General features: G+C 60.7%; 26 protein-coding genes and 2 tRNA genes. 13 read left to right on the top strand and 15 right to left on the bottom strand.

Annotated elements, in window-relative coordinates; translation table 11 throughout:
- Positions 1 to 104: 104 nt before the first annotated feature.
- From wecB to NCN05_RS05515, 4 genes are read left to right on the top strand one after another with little or no spacing between them, the layout of a single operon-like run.
- Positions 105 to 1,217 carry a non-hydrolyzing UDP-N-acetylglucosamine 2-epimerase gene (gene wecB / locus NCN05_RS05530; protein ID WP_250397323.1) on the top strand — a complete coding sequence of 371 codons (1,113 nt, stop codon included), beginning with the start codon at positions 105 to 107 and terminating at the stop codon, positions 1,215 to 1,217.
- Positions 1,186 to 1,788, top strand: coding sequence for a DUF1643 domain-containing protein (locus tag NCN05_RS05525; protein ID WP_250397322.1), 603 nt, complete (start codon positions 1,186 to 1,188; stop codon positions 1,786 to 1,788). The genes wecB and NCN05_RS05525 overlap by 32 nt, the downstream gene beginning before the upstream one ends.
- The gene (locus NCN05_RS05520) at positions 1,788 to 2,033 is read left to right on the top strand and encodes a hypothetical protein (RefSeq protein ID WP_250397321.1); all 246 of its coding nucleotides are present in this window, start codon (positions 1,788 to 1,790) and stop codon (positions 2,031 to 2,033) included. The genes NCN05_RS05525 and NCN05_RS05520 overlap by 1 nt, the downstream gene beginning before the upstream one ends.
- Complete coding sequence (locus NCN05_RS05515) at positions 2,023 to 3,288, top strand: cation:proton antiporter (protein ID WP_250397320.1); 1,266 nt, start codon at positions 2,023 to 2,025, stop codon at positions 3,286 to 3,288. Before NCN05_RS05520 ends, NCN05_RS05515 begins: the two co-directional genes overlap by 11 nt.
- Here NCN05_RS05515 and gltX read toward each other — a convergent pair.
- From gltX to NCN05_RS05485, 6 genes are all read right to left on the bottom strand, one after another.
- On the bottom strand, positions 3,232 to 4,665 hold the full coding sequence (gene gltX / locus NCN05_RS05510) for a glutamate--tRNA ligase (protein ID WP_250397319.1): 1,434 nt from the start codon (positions 4,663 to 4,665) through the stop codon (positions 3,232 to 3,234). The two genes, NCN05_RS05515 and gltX, sit on opposite strands and share 57 nt — an antisense overlap.
- 21 nt (positions 4,666 to 4,686) lie before the next feature.
- Positions 4,687 to 4,760 (bottom strand) — tRNA-Asp (locus NCN05_RS05505).
- A 216-nt stretch (positions 4,761 to 4,976) separates the two neighbouring features.
- On the bottom strand, positions 4,977 to 5,165 hold the full coding sequence (locus NCN05_RS05500) for an SH3 domain-containing protein (RefSeq protein ID WP_006043540.1): 189 nt from the start codon (positions 5,163 to 5,165) through the stop codon (positions 4,977 to 4,979).
- Positions 5,166 to 5,202: 37 nt separating this feature from the next.
- Positions 5,203 to 5,275, bottom strand: a tRNA-Trp gene (locus NCN05_RS05495).
- Positions 5,276 to 5,335: 60 nt separating this feature from the next.
- Positions 5,336 to 5,809: a 50S ribosomal protein L19 gene (gene rplS / locus NCN05_RS05490; protein WP_114988301.1), complete on the bottom strand. Its 474-nt coding sequence runs from the start codon at positions 5,807 to 5,809 to the stop codon at positions 5,336 to 5,338.
- A 25-nt stretch (positions 5,810 to 5,834) separates the two neighbouring features.
- Positions 5,835 to 6,122, bottom strand: a complete 288-nt coding sequence (locus tag NCN05_RS05485; RefSeq protein ID WP_115010424.1) for a PepSY domain-containing protein — start codon at positions 6,120 to 6,122, stop codon at positions 5,835 to 5,837.
- Positions 6,123 to 6,175: 53 nt separating this feature from the next.
- Between NCN05_RS05485 and map the strand changes: the two genes are divergently transcribed.
- On the top strand, positions 6,176 to 7,021 hold the full coding sequence (map, locus tag NCN05_RS05480; RefSeq protein ID WP_250397318.1) for a type I methionyl aminopeptidase: 846 nt from the start codon (positions 6,176 to 6,178) through the stop codon (positions 7,019 to 7,021).
- Here the strand turns inward: map and NCN05_RS05475 are convergent.
- Complete coding sequence (locus NCN05_RS05475; RefSeq protein WP_502988801.1) at positions 7,002 to 7,739, bottom strand: SDR family oxidoreductase; 738 nt, start codon at positions 7,737 to 7,739, stop codon at positions 7,002 to 7,004. The two genes, map and NCN05_RS05475, sit on opposite strands and share 20 nt — an antisense overlap.
- Positions 7,740 to 7,775: 36 nt before the next feature.
- Here NCN05_RS05475 and ebsA point away from each other — a divergent pair, with 36 nt between their 5' ends.
- From ebsA to NCN05_RS05460, 3 genes are read left to right on the top strand one after another with little or no spacing between them, the layout of a single operon-like run.
- Positions 7,776 to 8,144 (top strand): type IV pilus biogenesis protein EbsA, encoded by a 369-nt coding sequence (ebsA, locus tag NCN05_RS05470; RefSeq protein WP_250397316.1) that lies wholly within the window; start codon positions 7,776 to 7,778, stop codon positions 8,142 to 8,144.
- 26 nt (positions 8,145 to 8,170) lie between these two features.
- Positions 8,171 to 9,268 carry a phosphotransacetylase family protein gene (locus tag NCN05_RS05465; protein WP_250397315.1) on the top strand — a complete coding sequence of 366 codons (1,098 nt, stop codon included), beginning with the start codon at positions 8,171 to 8,173 and terminating at the stop codon, positions 9,266 to 9,268.
- Between the two features lie 16 nt (positions 9,269 to 9,284).
- Positions 9,285 to 9,821 (top strand): LOG family protein, encoded by a 537-nt coding sequence (locus tag NCN05_RS05460; RefSeq protein ID WP_006851763.1) that lies wholly within the window; start codon positions 9,285 to 9,287, stop codon positions 9,819 to 9,821.
- Here NCN05_RS05460 and NCN05_RS05455 read toward each other — a convergent pair whose 3' ends face one another.
- Positions 9,822 to 10,238, bottom strand: coding sequence for an MAPEG family protein (locus tag NCN05_RS05455; RefSeq protein ID WP_115161484.1), 417 nt, complete (start codon positions 10,236 to 10,238; stop codon positions 9,822 to 9,824).
- A 99-nt stretch (positions 10,239 to 10,337) separates the two neighbouring features.
- Between NCN05_RS05455 and NCN05_RS05450 the strand changes: the two genes are divergently transcribed.
- Positions 10,338 to 10,835, top strand: coding sequence for a YajQ family cyclic di-GMP-binding protein (locus tag NCN05_RS05450; RefSeq protein ID WP_250397314.1), 498 nt, complete (start codon positions 10,338 to 10,340; stop codon positions 10,833 to 10,835).
- A gap of 107 nt (positions 10,836 to 10,942) precedes the next feature.
- On the opposite strand, the gene NCN05_RS05445 is transcribed toward NCN05_RS05450, so the two are convergent.
- On the bottom strand, positions 10,943 to 11,197 hold the full coding sequence (locus NCN05_RS05445) for a hypothetical protein (RefSeq protein ID WP_250397313.1): 255 nt from the start codon (positions 11,195 to 11,197) through the stop codon (positions 10,943 to 10,945).
- A 35-nt stretch (positions 11,198 to 11,232) separates the two neighbouring features.
- Between NCN05_RS05445 and NCN05_RS05440 the strand changes: the two genes are divergently transcribed.
- Together NCN05_RS05440 and NCN05_RS05435 are read left to right on the top strand one after the other, a co-directional pair.
- Positions 11,233 to 11,625 carry a phosphoribosyltransferase gene (locus tag NCN05_RS05440; protein WP_250397312.1) on the top strand — a complete coding sequence of 131 codons (393 nt, stop codon included), beginning with the start codon at positions 11,233 to 11,235 and terminating at the stop codon, positions 11,623 to 11,625.
- Positions 11,625 to 12,095 carry a nucleoside 2-deoxyribosyltransferase gene (locus NCN05_RS05435; RefSeq protein WP_250397311.1) on the top strand — a complete coding sequence of 157 codons (471 nt, stop codon included), beginning with the start codon at positions 11,625 to 11,627 and terminating at the stop codon, positions 12,093 to 12,095. The genes NCN05_RS05440 and NCN05_RS05435 overlap by 1 nt, the downstream gene beginning before the upstream one ends.
- 72 nt (positions 12,096 to 12,167) lie before the next feature.
- Here the strand turns inward: NCN05_RS05435 and NCN05_RS05430 are convergent, their stop codons facing one another.
- The 4 genes from NCN05_RS05430 to hemL form a co-directional block, all read right to left on the bottom strand.
- Positions 12,168 to 12,353: a hypothetical protein gene (locus tag NCN05_RS05430; protein WP_250397310.1), complete on the bottom strand. Its 186-nt coding sequence runs from the start codon at positions 12,351 to 12,353 to the stop codon at positions 12,168 to 12,170.
- Between the two features lie 75 nt (positions 12,354 to 12,428).
- Complete coding sequence (locus NCN05_RS05425) at positions 12,429 to 12,587, bottom strand: cytidine/deoxycytidylate deaminase family protein (RefSeq protein WP_250397309.1); 159 nt, start codon at positions 12,585 to 12,587, stop codon at positions 12,429 to 12,431.
- On the bottom strand, positions 12,562 to 12,975 hold the full coding sequence (locus tag NCN05_RS05420; RefSeq protein WP_250397308.1) for a hypothetical protein: 414 nt from the start codon (positions 12,973 to 12,975) through the stop codon (positions 12,562 to 12,564). Before NCN05_RS05420 ends, NCN05_RS05425 begins: the two co-directional genes overlap by 26 nt.
- 58 nt (positions 12,976 to 13,033) lie before the next feature.
- Entirely contained in the window at positions 13,034 to 14,335 is a 1,302-nt protein-coding gene (hemL, locus tag NCN05_RS05415; RefSeq protein WP_071823045.1) for a glutamate-1-semialdehyde 2,1-aminomutase, read from the bottom strand.
- Between the two features lie 136 nt (positions 14,336 to 14,471).
- Between hemL and NCN05_RS05410 the strand changes: the two genes are divergently transcribed.
- Complete coding sequence (locus tag NCN05_RS05410; RefSeq protein ID WP_250397307.1) at positions 14,472 to 15,923, top strand: FAD-linked oxidase C-terminal domain-containing protein; 1,452 nt, start codon at positions 14,472 to 14,474, stop codon at positions 15,921 to 15,923.
- Positions 15,924 to 15,929: 6 nt separating this feature from the next.
- Here the strand turns inward: NCN05_RS05410 and xth are convergent, their stop codons facing one another.
- Positions 15,930 to 16,793 carry an exodeoxyribonuclease III gene (gene xth / locus NCN05_RS05405; RefSeq protein ID WP_250397306.1) on the bottom strand — a complete coding sequence of 288 codons (864 nt, stop codon included), beginning with the start codon at positions 16,791 to 16,793 and terminating at the stop codon, positions 15,930 to 15,932.
- 22 nt (positions 16,794 to 16,815) lie between these two features.
- Here xth and NCN05_RS05400 point away from each other — a divergent pair, with 22 nt between their 5' ends.
- Positions 16,816 to 17,100, top strand: a complete 285-nt coding sequence (locus NCN05_RS05400) for a hypothetical protein (protein WP_250397305.1) — start codon at positions 16,816 to 16,818, stop codon at positions 17,098 to 17,100.
- Here NCN05_RS05400 and NCN05_RS05395 read toward each other — a convergent pair.
- Positions 17,066 to 17,878: a tetratricopeptide repeat protein gene (locus tag NCN05_RS05395; protein WP_250397304.1), complete on the bottom strand. Its 813-nt coding sequence runs from the start codon at positions 17,876 to 17,878 to the stop codon at positions 17,066 to 17,068. The two genes, NCN05_RS05400 and NCN05_RS05395, sit on opposite strands and share 35 nt — an antisense overlap.
- Positions 17,879 to 17,970: the final 92 nt, after the last annotated feature.

The following is a 17,970-nucleotide window of genomic DNA, read 5'->3' as shown; positions in this document are numbered from 1 at the left end:
AAGGGATCTGTTTTCAGGATCGTCTCGATGCTGGAACTGGCAAGGATTTCTCACTGTTCTCTCCGGGTTAACGCCCGTAAACTCCAGCGGTCCGTCTGGATGGAATGGCTGAACAGCCCCGCGTCACGATCGTTCTGGGAACGCGTCCGGAGGCGATCAAGCTGGCTCCGGTCATCCGGACGTTCCAAGCCTGTGATGCATTGCAGACCCGTGTCGTCCTGACCGGTCAGCACCGCGAAATGGTGGGCCAGGTGATGGATCTGTTCCATCTCCAGGCGGATCAGGATCTCAATCTGATGGCACCCCGTCAGACCCTGACCCATGTCACCTGTGCTGCGCTGCAGGGGCTGCGGGAAGACTTTCAGGCTTACCCCACGCAGTTGGTTCTGGTGCAGGGCGACACCACCACGGCGTTTGCAGCTGGTTTGGCTGCGTTTTACGAGCAGATCCCGGTTGGTCATGTGGAGGCCGGCCTGCGCACTGACAATCTTCTGGATCCCTTCCCCGAAGAAGCCAACCGTCGGCTCCTTTCCCAGATCGCAACCCTTCATTTCGCGCCGACGCTCAAGGCCGAATCCAACCTGAAAGCATCCGGGGTGGTCGGGGAGATCGCCGTGACCGGCAACACCGTGATCGATGCCTTGTTGTTGATGGCGGAATCGGCCCCGGATGTTCAGTTTGATGGCCTCAACTGGGATCAACAGAGGGTGATCCTCGCCACGGTGCATCGCCGTGAAAACTGGGGTGAGCGGCTGCACGACATCGCTGCAGGAATGCTGCAGGTGCTTGAGCGCTACCCCGACACGGCGCTTCTGCTGCCGATGCACCGCAACCCGACGGTGCGTGAACCGCTGCAGTCCCTGCTTGGGAGCCATCCCCGTGTCGTTCTGACCGAACCTCTGGACTACGACCGTCTCGTTGCAGCGATGAAAGGTTGCTGCCTGTTGCTCACCGATTCCGGTGGTCTCCAGGAGGAGGCCCCTGCGCTCGGCAAACCCGTGCTGGTTCTGCGGCGAACCACAGAGCGGCCGGAGGCCGTTGATGCGGGCACCGCCCGGCTGGTGGGCACCGATCCCGATGTGATCCTGGAGGAGACCTCGCGGCTGCTTGGGGATGCCACGGCCTATCAAGAGATGTCCCGCGCCGTTAACCCCTTCGGCGATGGTCACGCCAGCGAACGCATCCTTGAACGCTGTCGGCGACAGCTCGGGGTCTGAAGCGTCCCTCAGCAGCGATGGCTGTTACCGCTGGTGGCTGCGGCGCTGCCTGGGTGCCGGCGAAGGGTGCCTCCTTTTCGTGGGTCTGAATCCCTCGAGAGCTGATGGCCAGCGTGATGATCCGACCCTGCGCCGTTTGATCGGCTTCGCCTGGCAATGGGGATATCGGGAGTTGCTGGTGCTGAATCTGTTCGCCCGGATGTCGCCGTCTCCGGCGGCGCTGCTGCGGGTGAAGGACCCCATCGGTGAGCAGAACGACGCGATCTTGAACCGCTGGTTCAACTACTGGTCCCGAACATCTGGGGTTGATCTCTGGTGTGGATGGGGGGCGAATGGGGCGCGATGGGACCGGGCTCAGCTGGTTCTTGGGACCATTCAGCGTTTGCTGCCGCACCGCCGACGCTCCGTTCCCGACTCGCCGCATCCTCTGATGCTGGGGCAGACGGCCTCGGGGCAACCGCGCCATCCGCTTTATGCCCCGCGTAACGCCTGTCTTCGCCCTCTTCTCTGGGCAGACCCGGAACCGATCCGTCATCCTGTGGGGACCGTGATGGATGTCTTTCCGCGCTGATGTCCCGTACGCCCCGCCGCTACGCCGTCCATCTCCACCTTGTGGGAGGGCAAACCGAACGGGTGTTTTTTCCGAAACTCGAGACCTTCCAGGAGTGGTACCAAGGGTTGGTCAATGCCGAGAACCAGGGCGGTTTCGTCAACGTTCCCCTCAGTGATCTGGAGGGCGAGTATCTGGTCGTACGCCCCCAAGCGGTGATCGGCGTGCGCGTGGAACCTCAGTTTTCCTCTGTCGATGACGCCTGAGCGTCTGGGCCTCCTCTGGGGCGTCACGGTTTCCTCGGGTGCTGCAGCCCGTTTTCTGGCGGCCAAGTCGGAATTTCCTGGGGTGGTGTTGCTGCTCCTGTCGGGGTTGCTGATCGGTCGCTCTGGTCTGGGTTGGGTGGAACCTCTTGATCTCGGCTCCGGGCTGGGAACCGTGGTGGGTCTTCTTGTCAGCCTGGTGCTGTTCGATGGCGGACTGAATCTGCGTCTGCCTGGAGACACGATCAAGGCCACGGTGCAGCGCATCGCAGCCCTGCGTCTGTTGATCTCCCTGGGAGGCGGTCTGTTGGCGGCCCACTGGCTTGCGGGCCTCAGCTGGTCGCTTGCGGCTGTGTTCAGTGCCATCGTGCTGGCCACGGGGCCAACGGTGGTCACACCCCTGGTGCGTCAAATACGGCTCGCACCTCCTCTGGGCGAAGTCCTGGAGGCTGAGGGACTGGTGCTTGAGCCCATCGGCGCCGTTTTAGCCCTGCTGCTGTTGGAGCTTGTCCTTGGCAACCTGCATGGCTGGCGGGAGGTGATGCTCGGCCTGTTGTATCGATTGGGCGGTGGTGTGCTGATTGGCGCGAGCGTCGGCTGGCTGCTGTCAGAGCTGTTGCGACGGCTCAAACCCGATCAGTTGAAGGGGCTCCCGCTTCAGCTCAGTCTGGGTTTGCTGTTCCTGATGTATGGCGTCAGTGAATGGCTGCTGCCGGAATCCGCCCTGCCTGCTTCGGTGGCGGCGGGAATCGTTGTCGGTCGACGTCCAGGCCCCCACACCGCTGAATTGGATGGTTTGATTCAGGAACTGGCGCAGTTGGCGATCACGATGCTGTTTCCATTGCTGGCTGCTGACGTCTCCTGGGCTGAACTCAGTCCGCTGGGTTGGGGCGGCATCCTCTGCGTGCTGTCGTTGATGCTCGTGGTGCGTCCGATCGGCGTGGGTCTAGCCACCATTGGGTTGCCCTACAAGCTTGAACAACGACTGTTTCTGGGATGGCTCGCTCCGCGAGGCATCGTCACCGCAGCGGTGGCCTCTCTCTTCGCGATTCGCTTGGAGCAGGCCGGCATCCTGGGGGCAGGACGCCTTCAGGGGTTGGTGTTCCTCACCATCCTGATGACCGTTGGTCTTCAGGGCCTCACGGCCCAGCCCTTGGCTCAGGCTCTTGGCTTGGTCAAAGCCGAGGATGACGAGCCTGACTCAGCCGAGGCAGCGGCGCAGACGCGGCAGGTCCTCACCGATTCTGGCCAGCAATGACCAGGTGGTGATCAGATCGGGGCCTTGAAGACGCCCCAGCAGAGCGGCGCGCAGTGACTTCATCACAACCCCTTTCTTCACACCGGCTGCTTTGGCGGAATCCCCCAGCCAAGCCTTGGCTTGATCAACGTCGCTGCCGTCCCAAGGGTTGTTCTCGAGCCGCTGAAGCAGGTCCGCAATGGCCGTTTTGGCTCCGTCGATCGCGAGTTGCTCGAGGGCATCATCCTGGAGCTCCGGACGATCAAAGAACGGTTCCGCCTGATCGACGCCATCTTTGAGCAGGGTGAGGGATGGTCCCAGCAAGGAGCAGAGGTCCAGGCACCAGCTCTTGTCGCTGGGGGGGGTCCAACCGCGTTCGGTCCACAGCGGCGTCAGTTCCTCCAGAAGATGGTCTGCCGTCCAGCCGTGCAGAACCTGGGCATTCAGCCAGTTGAGCTTGTCCCAGTCGAAACGCGCCCCGGCTTTGTTGACGCGGTCGAAACCAAAAACGGCTGCGGCCTCACGCAAGCTGAACCGTTCCTCCATGCCCTCCGGTACGGACCACCCCAACAAGGTCATGTAGTTGGCGATGGCGTCAGGGGTGTAGCCCATGGCGCGGAAGTCGTTGATGGAGGTCACCCCATCCCGTTTTGAGAGCTTGCGCCCCTCGGCATTGAGGATGAGAGGCGCGTGGGCAAAGGTCGGCAAGGGCAGGCCCAGCGCTTCGTAGAGGAGCAGTTGCTTGGCGGTGTTGGCAATGTGATCTTCACCGCGGATCACATGGGTGATGTCCATCGCGGCGTCATCCACCACCACAACAAGGTTGTAGAGGGGGTCGCCGATTTGATCCGCCGGGGCGCGACGGGCAATCACCATGTCTCCGCCAAGGTCTGAGCCTCGCCAGCTCATGGCGCCACGCACCAGATCATTCCAGCGAATTTCGGCAGCGTCATCGATGCGAAAGCGAATCACCGCTTCACGGCCTTCTGCCTGAAACGCGTGCTCTTGCTCGGGGGTCAGAGACCTGTGGCGGTTGTCGTAGCGCGGGGCTTGATTGGCCGCTTTCTGCGCATCGCGCATGGCCGTGAGTTCCGTTTCGCTGGCGTAGCAGCGGTAGGCCAGTCCCCGATCGAGCAGGGTCTGTATGGCATCACGGTGCTGACCCACCCGTTCGCTCTGGATGACGGGTTCCTCGTCCCAATCGATCCCGAGCCACTGCAGGCCTTCGAGAATGTTCTGGGTGTACTCGGGCTTGGACCGCTCCTTGTCGGTGTCTTCAATGCGCAGCACGAACGCGCCTTGCTCGCGTTTGGCGTAGAGCCAATTGAAAACAGCGGTTCGCGCCGTTCCAATATGGAGCGTGCCCGTCGGGCTGGGGGCCAATCGAACGCGCACCATCGTGGCTTTTGGTGGTGAGAACGGGACCGACGGGATTCGAACCCGCAACTTCCGCCGTGACAGGGCGGTGCTCTAACCGGTTGAACTACGGTCCCAGATCTGATTCAGAACTCGCGAGACGCGCTCCGAAGAATCTGATCTGTGTCGCTTGTGCGACCAGATCAGTATCAACTGTCGCCCTGCCCTCCGTCAACAACTGAGCCATGGATCAGCCTGGTTTTGTCATCCAGGCGCCGCCATAAAAAAATCCCGACGACAGAGTCGCCGGGACACGAGGGAAAACATCGGCTCAACGCCGAATGACCATCAATTCAGGGACGGAATCCTGCAGGTTCGATGAGCCGAACCTGATTGCCGCGGGCTGTGAATTCACGCCCTTGATCACTCTGAACGACCACACGGCCGCCGGACTTGACGCGTATCACTCGGGCACGGACCCAGCCGAGGGCGGCTGACTCCAACACCTTCACAACATCACCAGGTTGAAGATCCAACTCCATGCTCAGAACCGGGAAACTGCACGAGGGGGACATCGGACGCGCCGTGGAGGACTCGAACCCCCGACATCAGGTTTTGGAGACCTGCGTTCTACCAACTGAACTAACGGCGCAAGGCGATGTACCCCTCAGCCAACGTTGAAGTTGGCAACTAATTGAACGAGGTCGAAACCTCAGCGATCGAAGCGCTGCTTCACGCGGGTGGCCTTGCCCACCCGTTCCCGCAGATAGAAAAGCTTCGCCCTGCGCACTTTACCGCGCCGTTCCACCTTGATGGAAGCCACCTGGGGGCTGTGCAGCATGAACACCCGCTCAACGCCGATGCCCTGGAAAATCCGGCGCACGGTGATGGTCTGGTTAAGGCCACCATGGCGCTTGGAAATCACCACGCCTTCGTAGGGCTGAACACGCTCCTTGTTGCCCTCGCTGATGCGAACACCAACGCGCACGGTGTCGCCCACATAGATCTCAGGGAGATCATCCTTCTGCTGAGACGACTCAAAGGAGCGAATCAGAGCTTCAGGGCTCAGTTTCTTGGCAGGGGCACCGGAAGCATTGCTGGCTTTCGCCGCTGCTTCAGGTGCTGTTTCCACAGCCGTTTCGGTGTTGTCGTCGGTCACCGCTGTGTCCTTCGAATCGGCTGCCATCCCAGCTCCGCGTTGAATCGCCAAACTATGAGTGTACCTTTCGACGCCATCGCTCCATCAGTAGCCCTATGCCTGTGATCAGCATCCACAGCAGGCCGATGGCGTTGAGAAGAACGACGACCGGTTCCAGGGTGGAACCAAGCCATTCCCCCTCGTGCACGACCATTAACCAGTGAACCTGGTCTCGGCTGGCTCCGAACCAGTCCCGGGCCAGGCGGTAACTGACACCGGAGAACACCGTCACCAACAAAGGCGCCAGAACGAAGGGTGCAACGCTTCGATGCAGTTCCCGCAAGCGCGCAAGCAGCGACATGACCGGCATCAATTCGGTTGCTGTTGATAGCGTGACGGATATTGGGCTGAGCCATGAATCTCTTTGCTGATCTTCTGGCATCCACCCAGGCAGCGCAGGGGCAAGTGACGGCGACGGGCCCGCGCATTCAGAAGCGTCGCGGCGTTGAGATCAAATCAGCCCGTGAAGTGAAGATCATGCGCCAGGCCAGCCACATTGTCGCCACCGTGCTGCGGGAGGTGATGGGAATGGTGGAGCCCGGCCAGACGACGGGAGATATTGATGCCTATGCGGAAAAACGCATTCGAGAGATGGGGGCGACCCCAAGTTTCAAGGGCTATCACGGTTTTCCGGCGAGCATCTGCGCCAGCATCAACAACGAAGTGGTGCATGGCATCCCCAGTCCGAAGCGTGTGATCCGCCAGGGCGATCTGCTGAAGGTGGATACCGGCGCCTATTTCGAGGGCTACCACGGCGACAGCTGCATCACGATCTGCGTGGGAGATGCACCGCAGGAAGCACAGACTTTGAGCCGTGTTGCCAAGGAAGCCTTGATGGCTGGTCTGAGCCAGGTCAAAGCGGGCAACACCCTGTTGGATATCGCTGGAGCCGTTGAAGACCACGTCAAGACCAACGGGTTCAGTGTTGTGGAGGATTACACCGGCCACGGTGTCGGCCGGAACCTGCACGAAGAACCTTCCGTGTTCAATTTCCGCACCGACGAGCTCCCCAACGTCACCCTGCGTCCTGGCATGACCCTGGCGATTGAGCCCATCCTCAATGCCGGCAGCAAGGCCTGCCGCACCTTGCGGGATCAGTGGACTGTCGTGACTCGCGACGGCTCTCTCTCGGCACAGTGGGAGCACACCGTTCTGGTGACCAGTGATGGATGCGAGATCCTTACCGATCGGGGCGACTGAGGATCCGGCTGTAGATCCGCCGTCCAAGCTCGGTCAGAGGCATCAAGACATATGTCAGTGGGTTTGGTGTCACGATCACCAGGCGAAATCCCCAGCTCGCCTGGCGAAGCACTTGGCTTGCGACGAAATCGGCGCCCATCACCCCAATCGGATTGAGCGATGAGCGAAAGGGGCCGAGCACCAGCTTGCGCAGGATCAGGGCTTCTCGTCCGGTGGCATCAAGCACCGCACCGCGGATGCTCACCAGTTGCCCCAGCATTCGCTTGGTCAGTTCATACACGGGGCTGACGGCAGGCTGAATTTCAGCCTCTGAGGTGTTGATCCACACCTCCCTCGGATCAGCCTGCGGCGATGCTCTGCTGATGGCCTCAAATCGCTGCATCAGCCTCCAGCTGCTCAAGGTGTTGATCTCCAGCGCCTGATTGATCACTTCAGGGCTTTGGACGCCTTGAGGATTGATCCCGTGGTTCAGCACCAGAACATCGAGCTCCTCCAGATCGGCGTCCAAGCTGGCTTCGTCTCCGCAGCTCCAGCTCACCCAACGGTGTGGGCCGTCCGCTTGCTCTGGAGGTATGGATCCGTGGGTGAAACCGACGACGTGGGCGCCTGCGGAACGGAAGCAACGGGCCAGGGCTGCGCCGAGGGCTCCACGAGCGCCTGTGATGCCGATCCGTTTGCCGAGAAAGGGGGACTGGGCCATGGGGCCAGCTTGGGGCATCCTTGAAACGAGCGGAGCACGAATCAAGCACCAGCTGTGTCAGATGCCGCCCAACTGGTTCTGTTCGCTCCCTACTGCGGTGGCGTCAGTCGCGAGCAGGATCTATCCGCAGCCCTGCAAATCCTGGGGCGGGGTGCACTGCAGGGGCGGCGTCCGGTGGCCGGAAGCGATGGACACCCCTACGAACTCCGCTGGAATGGGGTCGCTGCACCGATGGAGAGGCTGGACTGTCAGCTTCGTTTTCCCGGTCATCCCGAGGGAGATTTTGATTTCGCCGTCACCACCCATCAGCTGGTGGTCTGGTTGATGGATTGTTCCCATCTGCAGCCATCGGAGCCCGATTTGCCCAATGGGTTCTGGCAGTGGTTGTTGATCGAGCGCGGAGATGCTTCTGAACAGGCCTAGATTCAGTGGTGTCAGGCATCACCTCCATGGGAACGACACTGTTGATCGGATCGTGTGAGCCGTTCAGTGGGAAGTCGGCCCTTGTTCTTGGAATTGCCCAGCAGCTCGCCCGTGCCGGACAGCAGATCAGGTTCGGAAAGCCCCTGGCCACAAGCCTGGACTGGGATCCGAACCAGGGTCCGTTGCCTCAACCACTTATCGACGACGACGTTCGCTTTGTTGGTGAAACGCTGAATCTGCCGCCTGAGCGTTTGATTCCCTCGATGCATCTGCTGTCGCCGACAACAGCTGCCCAGCGTCTTGGCCAGGGCGAGTTGGACGCTGGCCAAGGTTTCGCGGAGCTGCGCCAGCGCATTCAGGCTGATGAAGGACTCACACTCTTGGAATGTGCGGGAAGCCTCCAGGAGGGATTGCTGTACGGCCTCAGCCTTCCGCAACTGGCCACAGGTCTTGATGCCAAGGTCGTTCTGGTGCACCTCTGGCAGGACAGCCGCAGTGTGGATGCGCTGCTGGCGGCTAAGCAGACCCTGGGTGACCGTCTGGTTGGAGTGGTGCTGAACGCCGTCACTCCAGAAGAGGTCGACAGCTTGGAGCGACAGGTGGTTCCTGCCTTGCAGGGCCTGGGCTTGCAGGTGTTTGGCGTTATGCCCCGCTCTCCTTTGCTGCGCAGCGTCACCGTCGGAGAGTTGGTGCGGCGCCTCAATGCCCGGGTGATCTGTTGCCAGGAACGGCAGGAACTGCTGGTGGAAACCCTGAGCATCGGCGCGATGAATGTGAATTCCGCCATGGAGTTCTTCCGCAAACGACGCAACATGGCTGTTGTGACGGGAGCTGATCGCACCGACATCCAGTTGGCCGCCCTTGAGGCTTCAACCCAATGTTTGATTCTCACTGGGGCTGGGGAACCTCTACCTCAATTGATCAATCGCGCCGAAGAATTGGATGTGCCCTTGCTCAAGGTGGAGCACGACACCCTGGCCACGGTGGGGGTGATTGAGCAGGCCTTCGGCCATGTGCGCCTGCATGAAGCCGTGAAGGCCACCTACGCCTTCCGTCTTGTGGAGGAGCATTGCAAGCTTGATCAGCTCTTCAATGCATTGAATCTGACGGTTCAGCACGCTTGATGGTTGCTAACTTCCGATGAAATCAGGCGGCAAGTTTTCCTTGGGTCAGTCACTGGATCTGCCGGCTCTTGATCGGGTTGACACGCTTGCACAGGAACTCGCTCTGCTGCAGGACAAAAGCCAACGAAGGATCGCCATTCTCGGTAGCCGCCATGTGCCCGTTGTGGCGGTTCACCTGATCGAATTGGTGGCTCGCTCATTGGTGCAGGAAGGCCATTCTCTGATCACATCCGGATCTCAGGGGGTGAATGCAGCAGTGATTCGCGGGTGTCTTGAGGTGGATCCCTCCAAGCTCACTGTGCTTTTGCCCCAGAGCCTCGATCGGCAGGTTCCTGAAATCCGAGATCTCCTGGATCGGGTGTTGCACCTTGTAGACAAGCCTGAGCAGGACGATCTGCCCTTGCCGATGGCCAGCAGTTTGTGCAATCAAGAGATCATCAACCGCTGTGATCAGTTGATCTGTCTCGCATTTCACGACAGTGAAACCCTGCTGGCGAGTGCACGAACCGCTGAGGACATGGGGAAGGTGGTGAGCCTTCTGTATTTCGACTGATCAGCCGGCGGCGCTGATCACGGCCCGCAGTCCCTCCACGTAGCAGATGCCAACGGCCGTCACCCCCGTAGCCCAGCAGAGTCCCCTCAGGGGTGGGACGTTGCCGACATAGGCGAACAGATAAACAAATCGGATGCCTGGCCAGATCCACGCTGCTGCGATGGCCGTGGGGCTGCTGACTCCGCTAATCAGACACAACAGCATGGCTGGTGCCCCCAGGGTTAGTGCTTCCCAGCTGTTCTCCTGTGCCCACACGGCGCGCTGCCCGAAGGCGGGCAGCCGTTCAAACATCGCCCGAGGCGCCTGAAGATCCGCCATGGTGAAGTCGGCTTTGGCTCGTCCGGCCCCGGTGAGCACGATGCTCACCATGACGACGGCTCCCATCAGGCAAAGGGCCCAGGCAAACGCAGGGGTCATGACATCCAATCAATCCCCGGGACCCTAACGGGCTTGGGTGGACAGCACCCTGCTGGAGATCGACGGGTTTCTAAACTGGAGGATCGACAGGTTTGCGACATGGCCAGCACTTATTCCTTCGATGTGGTCTCTGACTTTGATCGTCAGGAGCTGGTGAACACCCTTGATCAGGTTCGTCGTGATGTTGGCAACCGTTATGACCTCAAGGATTCCGGCACCGAGATCGATCTTGAGGAAACGGAGCTGGTGATCACCACGGCCAGTGATATGACGCTTCAGGCGGTGGAGGATGTGCTGCGAACCAAAGCGACCAAACGCAATCTCTCCCTCAAGATTTTCGATTTTCAAACACCTGAAACCGTCGGAGGCAACCGGGTGAAGCAGGTGGTGAAGCTGCGTAAGGGCCTCAGTCAGGAGATTTCGAAGAAGTTGAGCAAGATGGTGCGCGATGAGCTCAAAAAGGTGACGGTGGCAATCCAGGGTGAAAGTGTGCGGATCACCGGCAAGAGCAAAGATGATCTACAAGCCGCGATTCAGCTCGTTAAGAGTAAGGAGGATGATCTTGATGTTCCTCTGCAGTTTGAGAACTATCGCTGATTAAAAGAAAGACTGGTCGGTGATCAACAACGAGTTTTGAAATTCTCCGGCAGGATTTTCAGTCTCGTCGCTCATGGTTGGCACGTTTTTTCGCTGAGGGGCGACGTTTAAGTGCTGTGGTCCCGGGCCCGTCGAGCATCGATGATCTTCGCCAGTTCCAGCACATAGCCGGCGGTGCACCAGCGCCCATGGCTGCGGGATCGGTTTTCAGCGTCCGAACGGATTTCAGCGGTCTCGGCCATCACGAGATCCAGCTCGTCCTGTGGCAGGTCATAGAGCTCCTGTAATTCCAGTTCCCGGTTGAGCAAATGGCTGCGAAACCATTTGCGGTTTTGTTCATGGGGCGGGATGTCTCGGCTCAAGGGGCATCACAGCGTGGATGTGTCATTCTCCGGCTATGCAGGTACTGAGCTGGGTCCAATTCGATCAGGCGGTGCAGCAGTTGGCTTCACGCTTTGCCGGTTCTGCGGTGACCGGCGTTTATGGGGTCCCCCGTGGGGGCCTGTGCCTTGCTGTAGCACTCAGCCATGCCATCGATCGCCCCTTGCTCTCAGCACCTGAGCCATCAGCCCTGATTGTGGATGATGTCTATGAAACCGGACGCACCTTGCAGGCGTTGAAGGCTGAGGTGCCGCAGGCGTCCTTTGCGGTTTGGGTCAGCAAGGTGCGTCCTGATTGGTGGGTGACAGCCGAGGTTGCCGCGTCGTCGGAATGGCTGGTGTTTCCTTGGGAGAACCTTGAACAGGCCCGTGCCGATGAGCAGGCGTACCGCGCCTCCCGGGGCCTGTGATGAACAACAGCACGCGCACGATTTATCTGGCCTCCCCTTATGGCTTCTCGGAGCAATGGAAGCGGCTGTTGTTGCCGGAGTTCATCGGGGCATTGGAAGCCCTGGGATTGGAGGTCTGGGAGCCCTTTGCTCGCAATGGTCAGGTGAATCTGGCGGAACCGGGATGGGCCTATCGCGTCGCGCAGCGGGATCTGCAGGATGTGCGTGATGCCGATGCGCTGTTCGCCATCGTGAATGGAACGCCTCCCGATGAGGGGGTCATGGTGGAACTTGGTGCCGCCATTGCCCTGGGTAAACCCACCTTCCTGTTTCGGGATGATTTCCGCAGGTGCACCGATTCCGAGCAGTATCCGCTCAACCTGATGGTGTTTGCCGGTCTCCCTGAGCGGGAGTGGCAGAAGTACGTCTACAGGGATGTGTCTCACATCACTGATCCCGACAAAGCCTTGGCCTGTTGGGCGCGATCCTGATGTTCGGTTGAAACGTGGTTTGTTGATGCTGCTCGCTCTTGGATGAGCGCTTCAGGGCTGTGATGGTGTTGATCAGTTGATGTTTGGTTGCCTCAGTTCAAAGGGAGCAGGAAGAAGTTGCTCGAGTTGCCTTGTGCCCACACCATCGATGCTCACCTTGGCCTTGCTTGGCAGCAGTTCTTGCATCACCTGACGGCAGGCGCCGCATGGCATCCGGGATCCAGTGGCTGCATCGCTCGTGGCATCGATGCAGCTCACGGCCAGTTCAATCGGTTGTTTGCCCTGGCTGATCGCCGTGAAAAGGGCGACCCGCTCTGCGCAGATGCTCAGGCCCTAACTGGCATTTTCCACATTGCAACCGTCGATCAAAGTGCCGTCATCACACCGCACTGCGGCCCCCACGCGGAAGTTCGAGTAGGGGCAATGGGCACGTTCGGCAGCCCGGCGCGCTTGCACCAGTAAAGACTCAGCGTTGTTCTTGGCAGGAGCCATGGGCCGTTTCCAAAAGGCTGCTCAGGGTTTTTGTCCCAGCCGATTGGGTCAGCCGGGATTGCTGGCTGAGTTCGAATCCCTTTTGAACATCAATGACTAGATCTCCGCTCACAGCGACACGACTCTCCTTGGCAGGACCGCTGGAGGCGTCGGAGTTATTGAATGTGAGCGCTCCTAAAGGGGCTTCGTAGGACCAGTGATAGGTCATGCGAGAGCCCGCGATCTGTTCAACACCGGAACTGCTGAAGCGCTCCACCAGGGGGGTGAGTCTGCTGTCGATCACCGTGCGAGGTTCAATCGCAGGGTTCTCACCCCGCTCAACTCGAAACTGTTGCTGCTTGAGTTGTCGAATGCCTGCAATTGGATGGCCAGACCACCTGGCCTCCACGGTCTGAATGGTGCAGACCAGTGGAGGTGGAGGTGGTGCTGAGGCCAGCACGGACTGATCAGGCCACAGCCGCGAAGCTTTCGCGGAAGGCGTTAATCGTCGCTTCGATGTCGGCGTCGGAGTGAGCCAGGGACGTGAAACCGGCTTCGAACGCTGATGGTGCGAGGTAGATGCCCCGCTCGAGCATGGCCCGGTGGAGTTTGCCGAAGCGTTCCGAATCCGTGCTCTTGGCTTCTTCGAAGTTGCGCACGGGGCCTTCGCAGAGGAAGAAGCCGAACATGGCGCTGACGCTGGCCGCTGTGATCGGCATGCCAGCGGATTGGGCGGCGTCCTTGATGCCCGCCACAAGCTTCTGGGTTGTGGCCGTCAGCTTCTCGTAGGTGCCGGGCTGCTTGAGCAGTTCCAGGGTCTTGATGCCGGCGGTCATCGCCAGGGGGTTTCCACTGAGGGTTCCGGCCTGATACATGGGGCCAGCCGGGGCCACCATTCCCATGATGTCGGCGCGGCCGCCGTAGGCGCCCACGGGAAGTCCGCCACCGATCACCTTGCCCATGGTCGTGAGGTCTGGGGTGACGCCGAAATGCGCTTGGGCACCGCCGTAGCTGATCCGGAAGCCGGTCATCACCTCGTCAAACACCAGCAGAGCGCCGTGCTCTTTGGTGAGTTCCCGCAAACCTTCAAGGAAGCCGGGTTCCGGTTGAATGAAGCCGGCGTTGCCGACGATCGGCTCGAGGATCACGCCCGCGATGGCGTCGGGGTTCTCGGCGAACAGGGCCTTAACGGCTTCGAGGTCGTTGTAAGGCGCCGTGAGGGTGTTGGCCGTGGTGCTGCGCGGGACACCGGGGGAGTCGGGCAGGCCGAGGGTGGCCACACCGGAACCGGCTTTCACCAGGAACATGTCCGCATGGCCGTGGTAGCAGCCCTCGAACTTGATCACCTTGTCGCGGCCGGTGTAGGCACGGATCAGGCGCAACACAGCCATGCAGGCCTCGGTGCCGCTGTTGACGAAGCGCACCATCTCAACGCTGGGTACAGCGTCGATCACCATTTCGGCCAAGGTGTTTTCCAGGGCACAAGGTGCTCCGAAGCTGGTGCCCTTCTCGATCGCTTCCTGCAGTGCTGCGATCACCTCGGGGTGGGCGTGGCCGCAGATGGCCGGTCCCCAGCTGCCGATGTAGTCGATGTACTTATTGCCATCCACGTCCCAGGCATAGGGACCCTTCACCCGATCGAACACGATCGGCTGACCGCCAACCGACTTGAACGCCCGCACAGGGGAGCTGACGCCTCCGGGCATCAGGGCCTGTGCTGCGCCGAAGATGGCCTGGGAGTGGCTGGTGTTCAACGCGGGAGCTGTCACTGGAACCGACGCCAAAGGGCTGATGCAAACCGTGCAACATCCTGACTCAGGAACGACCGGTTCCGTTTGCTGTGTTTCTTAATTGCCCACTTCCCACGCATTTTGATGCGTAGTCTTTGATCAGATCGAGATCGATGTGGCCCACGACTGGTCAGTGCTGGAGAGGGATCTGCGCCGATGTCTGCCCCCTCGGGCCATCGTGGCGAAGCGTCAGGAACTGCTTAGTTACGACTGTGACGGACTGACGCTTGAGCGCCACTGTCCGCCTCTGGCGGTGCTGCCGGAGACCACCGAACAGGTCGCTGCGGTGTTGCAGTGCTGCCATCAACATGGTGTGCCGTTTGTGGCTCGCGGAAGCGGCACCGGCCTCTCGGGGGGAGCGTTGGTGGATCAGCAGGCGCTTCTGGTGGTGACCAGTCGCATGCGTCGGGTGCTCGACCTTGATCTGGCCAATCAGCGCGTCACGGTGCAGCCCGGGGTCATCAACAGCTGGGTGACGCGCGCCGTTGCAGGAGACGGGTTCTATTACGCCCCGGATCCCTCCAGCCAGGTGGTTTGCAGCATCGGCGGCAATGTGGCGGAAAATTCGGGCGGGGTGCACTGCCTCAAATACGGCGTGACCAGCAATCACGTTCTGGGGCTTGAGGTGGTCCTGCCCGACGGAACCATCACGCAGTTGGGCAACGGGCTGGCCGAATCCTCCGAACTGGACCTACGTGGTGCGTTCATCGGCAGCGAAGGAACGCTGGGCGTCGCGACGGCCATCACCCTTCGCCTGCTTCGGGCTCCGGAGTGCGTGAACGTGCTGTTGGCGGATTTCGCCACGATGGAAGCGGCAGGGGAAGCGGTGCGATCGGTCACCGCGAGCGGCCTCCTGCCGGCGGGGATGGAAATCATGGACAACGTCACCATCAACGCCGTCAATGATTTCTTCGGCTACGACGAGTACCCCCGTGATGCAGCGGCCGTTCTGCTGATTGAGCTTGATGGGCAGGAGGCTGAGGTTCAGGCCTCTTCTGAGCGGGCCGAGGCGCTTTGTCGCGCGGCAGGAGCCCGTGGGCTGCGGCGGGCCCAAGACCCCACGGAATGCGCGGTGCTCTGGAAAGGCCGCAAATCTGCGTTTTCAGCGGTGGGAAAAATCACGCCGACTTATTACGTGCAAGACGGTGTCGTTCCCCGCAGCAGCCTTCCGTCGGTGCTTGCGGCGATTGAACGGCTCAGCCAGGAGCACGGCCTGCCGGTGGCCAATGTTTTCCATGCCGGCGATGGCAACCTTCATCCACTGATCCTGTATTCACTGGACCAGCCCAATGTGGAGCGAAGCGTAAAGGAGCTCGGTGCCGCCATCCTGCGGGTGTGTCTTGATGCCGGTGGCAGCATCAGCGGAGAGCACGGCGTCGGCGCCGACAAGCGCTGCTACCTCGACTGGATGTTCAGCCCCGACGACCTGGAAACGATGGGGCTGTTGCGGTCTGCCTTTGATCCAGACAACCGTGCCAATCCCGGCAAGGTGTTGCCCACGCCGCGCACCTGCGGTGAATCGGCCAAACGGATGGTGACGCTCCCCGCCGGCGTCGAGGTCTACTGAACAGGATCAGAAGAACGGTTCATCCCCGTCGTCGTCGGTTGGAGGCCAGTCCAGGTCGACGCTGACAGGGGCGTGGTCGCTGGGTTGTTGGTTGCCGCGCATGCCTTTGTGGATGACGCAGCTGCGGGCGAGTCCCAGCAGCTCGTCGCACAAATAGATGTGGTCGATGCGCCAACCGCGGTCCCGATCCCAGGCACCGCTCCGGTAATCCCACCAGCTCCAGTGACCGGAATCCGGTTCGAACACGCGGAACACGTCCTGAAGCCGTTCACCGAGGGCGTCACGAAGGGCCTGGCGTTCGGCATCGCTCGCCATGATTCCGCCGGTCAGGCGGTCGGGGTCAGGAAGATCGCGTGCTTCGAGGCCGATGTTGAAGTCGCCGACCATGCAGAGCGGCTCGCCGCGTTGCTCCTGAGCATCGAGATAACGCCTCAGGCAGCCGAGCCAGGCCAATTTGTAGGGGTATTTCTCCGACTTCAGGCTTGATCCATTCGGGACATAAAGGTTGAGCACGCGAACGCCATTCAGCAGTGCGCTGATCACGCGCTTCTGCGTGCCGAGCTCGTTCGCTTCCGCATCATCCGGGAGCTCCCCAACAAAGCCGCAGCGCACATCCTCCAAGGGCTCGCGGCTGATCAGGGCGACGCCGTTGTAGGCCTTTTGGCCATGGATGTGCACGTGCCAACCAGCAGATTTGAAGGCGTCCAGCGGGAACAGGGGGTCGTCCACCTTGGTTTCCTGGAGACAGAGCAGATCCGGTTGCTCGCTCTCCAGCCAGCTGAGCACCTGATCCAATCGTGTGCGGACCGAGTTCACGTTCCAGGTGGCGATCTGCACGGCTGATCCAGTGGCGTCAAAGACCCTTAGCATCAGCCAACTCCGGATTCCGTTGATGTCTCGCCGTCTTGCGGCTGTCGCTCAGGCTTTGCTGTCTTCCCTGGTGGTGACCACGATTCCGATGGGTGCAGGGGCCCAGGTTGAAGCTCCCTTTCAGAACCGCGAGGAACGCGAGATCTATGGCGACACCAATGGCAGCGGCTCAATTCTTGATGCCGCCAACCCCATGGATTTGTTGAACCAGATCCGACGGGCGACGGCCATGGACGACGCCACGCCTCCCTCCGATGCCATTGATGCTGCCCTCAAGGCCTATCAGAACCCTCCAGCGACGCCGTAGCGCTGGAGGGTTCTGATCCGGTGCTGCGGGCTGCGCTCAATCCCAGCTGTGCTGCCACAACATCGATCAAGGGATGGAGCCTCCCATTGGCATCCCGCCGTTCTCGGGCCTGCTTGAGCAGGGTTTGAACCGCCTCTGAATTGCCTTGCTCTTGCCGCAATAGGGCCAAGGCCAGCAGGGGCCTTGCATCTGTCTTGTTCTCCGTGGCCAGCTGGCCGTACAACCTCATCGCGGTCTGATCGGATCCGCTTTGTCGCAGCAGATCAGCCAAAAGCAAACCGATCTCCAAACGCTGGCCAGGCTCCAGGCCCTTGAACCGGGCCGTGAGCTCTGCTGTCACCTGATGCTGACGTCCCTGCTCTTGGTCCAGGAGCACCAGCAGTTGCAGAACCTGCAGATCATTCGGATGCAGCCGCAGCAGATGTTGGAGGCTGCGCCGGGCGGCCTCGGGCTGGCCATTGCGACGTTGCAGATCGGCTTTGAAAAAAGCGAGTTCGCGCGGCGTGGAGCGGCCAGACAGCCACGGTTGCAGCACCACCTCGGCCTCTTGCAGGCGCTCCAGTGTCACCAAGCGTTCCAGCAGCAGGCCCCGTTCTGCTTCGCTGAGTTCCTCCTGGTTCTGGAGCTGTTGCATCAGCAACTCAACCTGCAGATCTTCGGCCTGGCGAGTGCTGCGCGCTCGCGTTTCCGGGGCCATCGATGCCGCGGCGACCCAACCGACCAGTGCAGCCCCCACCATGGACGCCAGCAGCAACAGAATTCGGCGCGGGCTGGGCATCCGATCTCGAATCAGCCACTTCAGTCTGAGGAGATTGCAGTGGGCTGGCTACAGTCCTTACAAGGGCTTTTGACTCCGCCCGGTTCAGCATC

Source organism: Synechococcus sp. MU1651, from assembly GCF_023630635.1.
In the GTDB taxonomy this organism is placed as follows: Bacteria; Cyanobacteriota; Cyanobacteriia; order PCC-6307; family Cyanobiaceae; genus Parasynechococcus.
This window is presented reverse-complemented; position numbering and strand designations above follow the sequence as displayed.

Coding starts and splice junctions, on each gene's coding strand:
- NCN05_RS05515 (WP_250397320.1), top strand. CDS start 2,023: ATGACGCCTGAGCGTCTGGGCCTCCTCTGGGGCGTCACGGTTTCCTCG.
- NCN05_RS05435 (WP_250397311.1), top strand. CDS start 11,625: ATGAACAACAGCACGCGCACGATTTATCTGGCCTCCCCTTATGGCTTC.
- NCN05_RS05460 (WP_006851763.1), top strand. CDS start 9,285: ATGAAATCAGGCGGCAAGTTTTCCTTGGGTCAGTCACTGGATCTGCCG.
- wecB (WP_250397323.1), top strand. CDS start 105: ATGGCTGAACAGCCCCGCGTCACGATCGTTCTGGGAACGCGTCCGGAG.
- NCN05_RS05475 (WP_502988801.1), bottom strand. CDS start 7,739: ATGCCCCAAGCTGGCCCCATGGCCCAGTCCCCCTTTCTCGGCAAACGG.
- NCN05_RS05450 (WP_250397314.1), top strand. CDS start 10,338: ATGGCCAGCACTTATTCCTTCGATGTGGTCTCTGACTTTGATCGTCAG.
- gltX (WP_250397319.1), bottom strand. CDS start 4,665: ATGGTGCGCGTTCGATTGGCCCCCAGCCCGACGGGCACGCTCCATATT.
- NCN05_RS05500 (WP_006043540.1), bottom strand. CDS start 5,165: ATGGAGTTGGATCTTCAACCTGGTGATGTTGTGAAGGTGTTGGAGTCA.
- NCN05_RS05465 (WP_250397315.1), top strand. CDS start 8,171: ATGGGAACGACACTGTTGATCGGATCGTGTGAGCCGTTCAGTGGGAAG.
- NCN05_RS05395 (WP_250397304.1), bottom strand. CDS start 17,878: ATGCCCAGCCCGCGCCGAATTCTGTTGCTGCTGGCGTCCATGGTGGGG.
- NCN05_RS05520 (WP_250397321.1), top strand. CDS start 1,788: ATGTCCCGTACGCCCCGCCGCTACGCCGTCCATCTCCACCTTGTGGGA.
- xth (WP_250397306.1), bottom strand. CDS start 16,793: ATGCTAAGGGTCTTTGACGCCACTGGATCAGCCGTGCAGATCGCCACC.
- NCN05_RS05425 (WP_250397309.1), bottom strand. CDS start 12,587: ATGGCTCCTGCCAAGAACAACGCTGAGTCTTTACTGGTGCAAGCGCGC.
- NCN05_RS05485 (WP_115010424.1), bottom strand. CDS start 6,122: ATGTCGCTGCTTGCGCGCTTGCGGGAACTGCATCGAAGCGTTGCACCC.
- map (WP_250397318.1), top strand. CDS start 6,176: ATGAATCTCTTTGCTGATCTTCTGGCATCCACCCAGGCAGCGCAGGGG.
- NCN05_RS05440 (WP_250397312.1), top strand. CDS start 11,233: ATGCAGGTACTGAGCTGGGTCCAATTCGATCAGGCGGTGCAGCAGTTG.
- NCN05_RS05455 (WP_115161484.1), bottom strand. CDS start 10,238: ATGACCCCTGCGTTTGCCTGGGCCCTTTGCCTGATGGGAGCCGTCGTC.
- rplS (WP_114988301.1), bottom strand. CDS start 5,809: ATGGCAGCCGATTCGAAGGACACAGCGGTGACCGACGACAACACCGAA.
- NCN05_RS05400 (WP_250397305.1), top strand. CDS start 16,816: ATGTCTCGCCGTCTTGCGGCTGTCGCTCAGGCTTTGCTGTCTTCCCTG.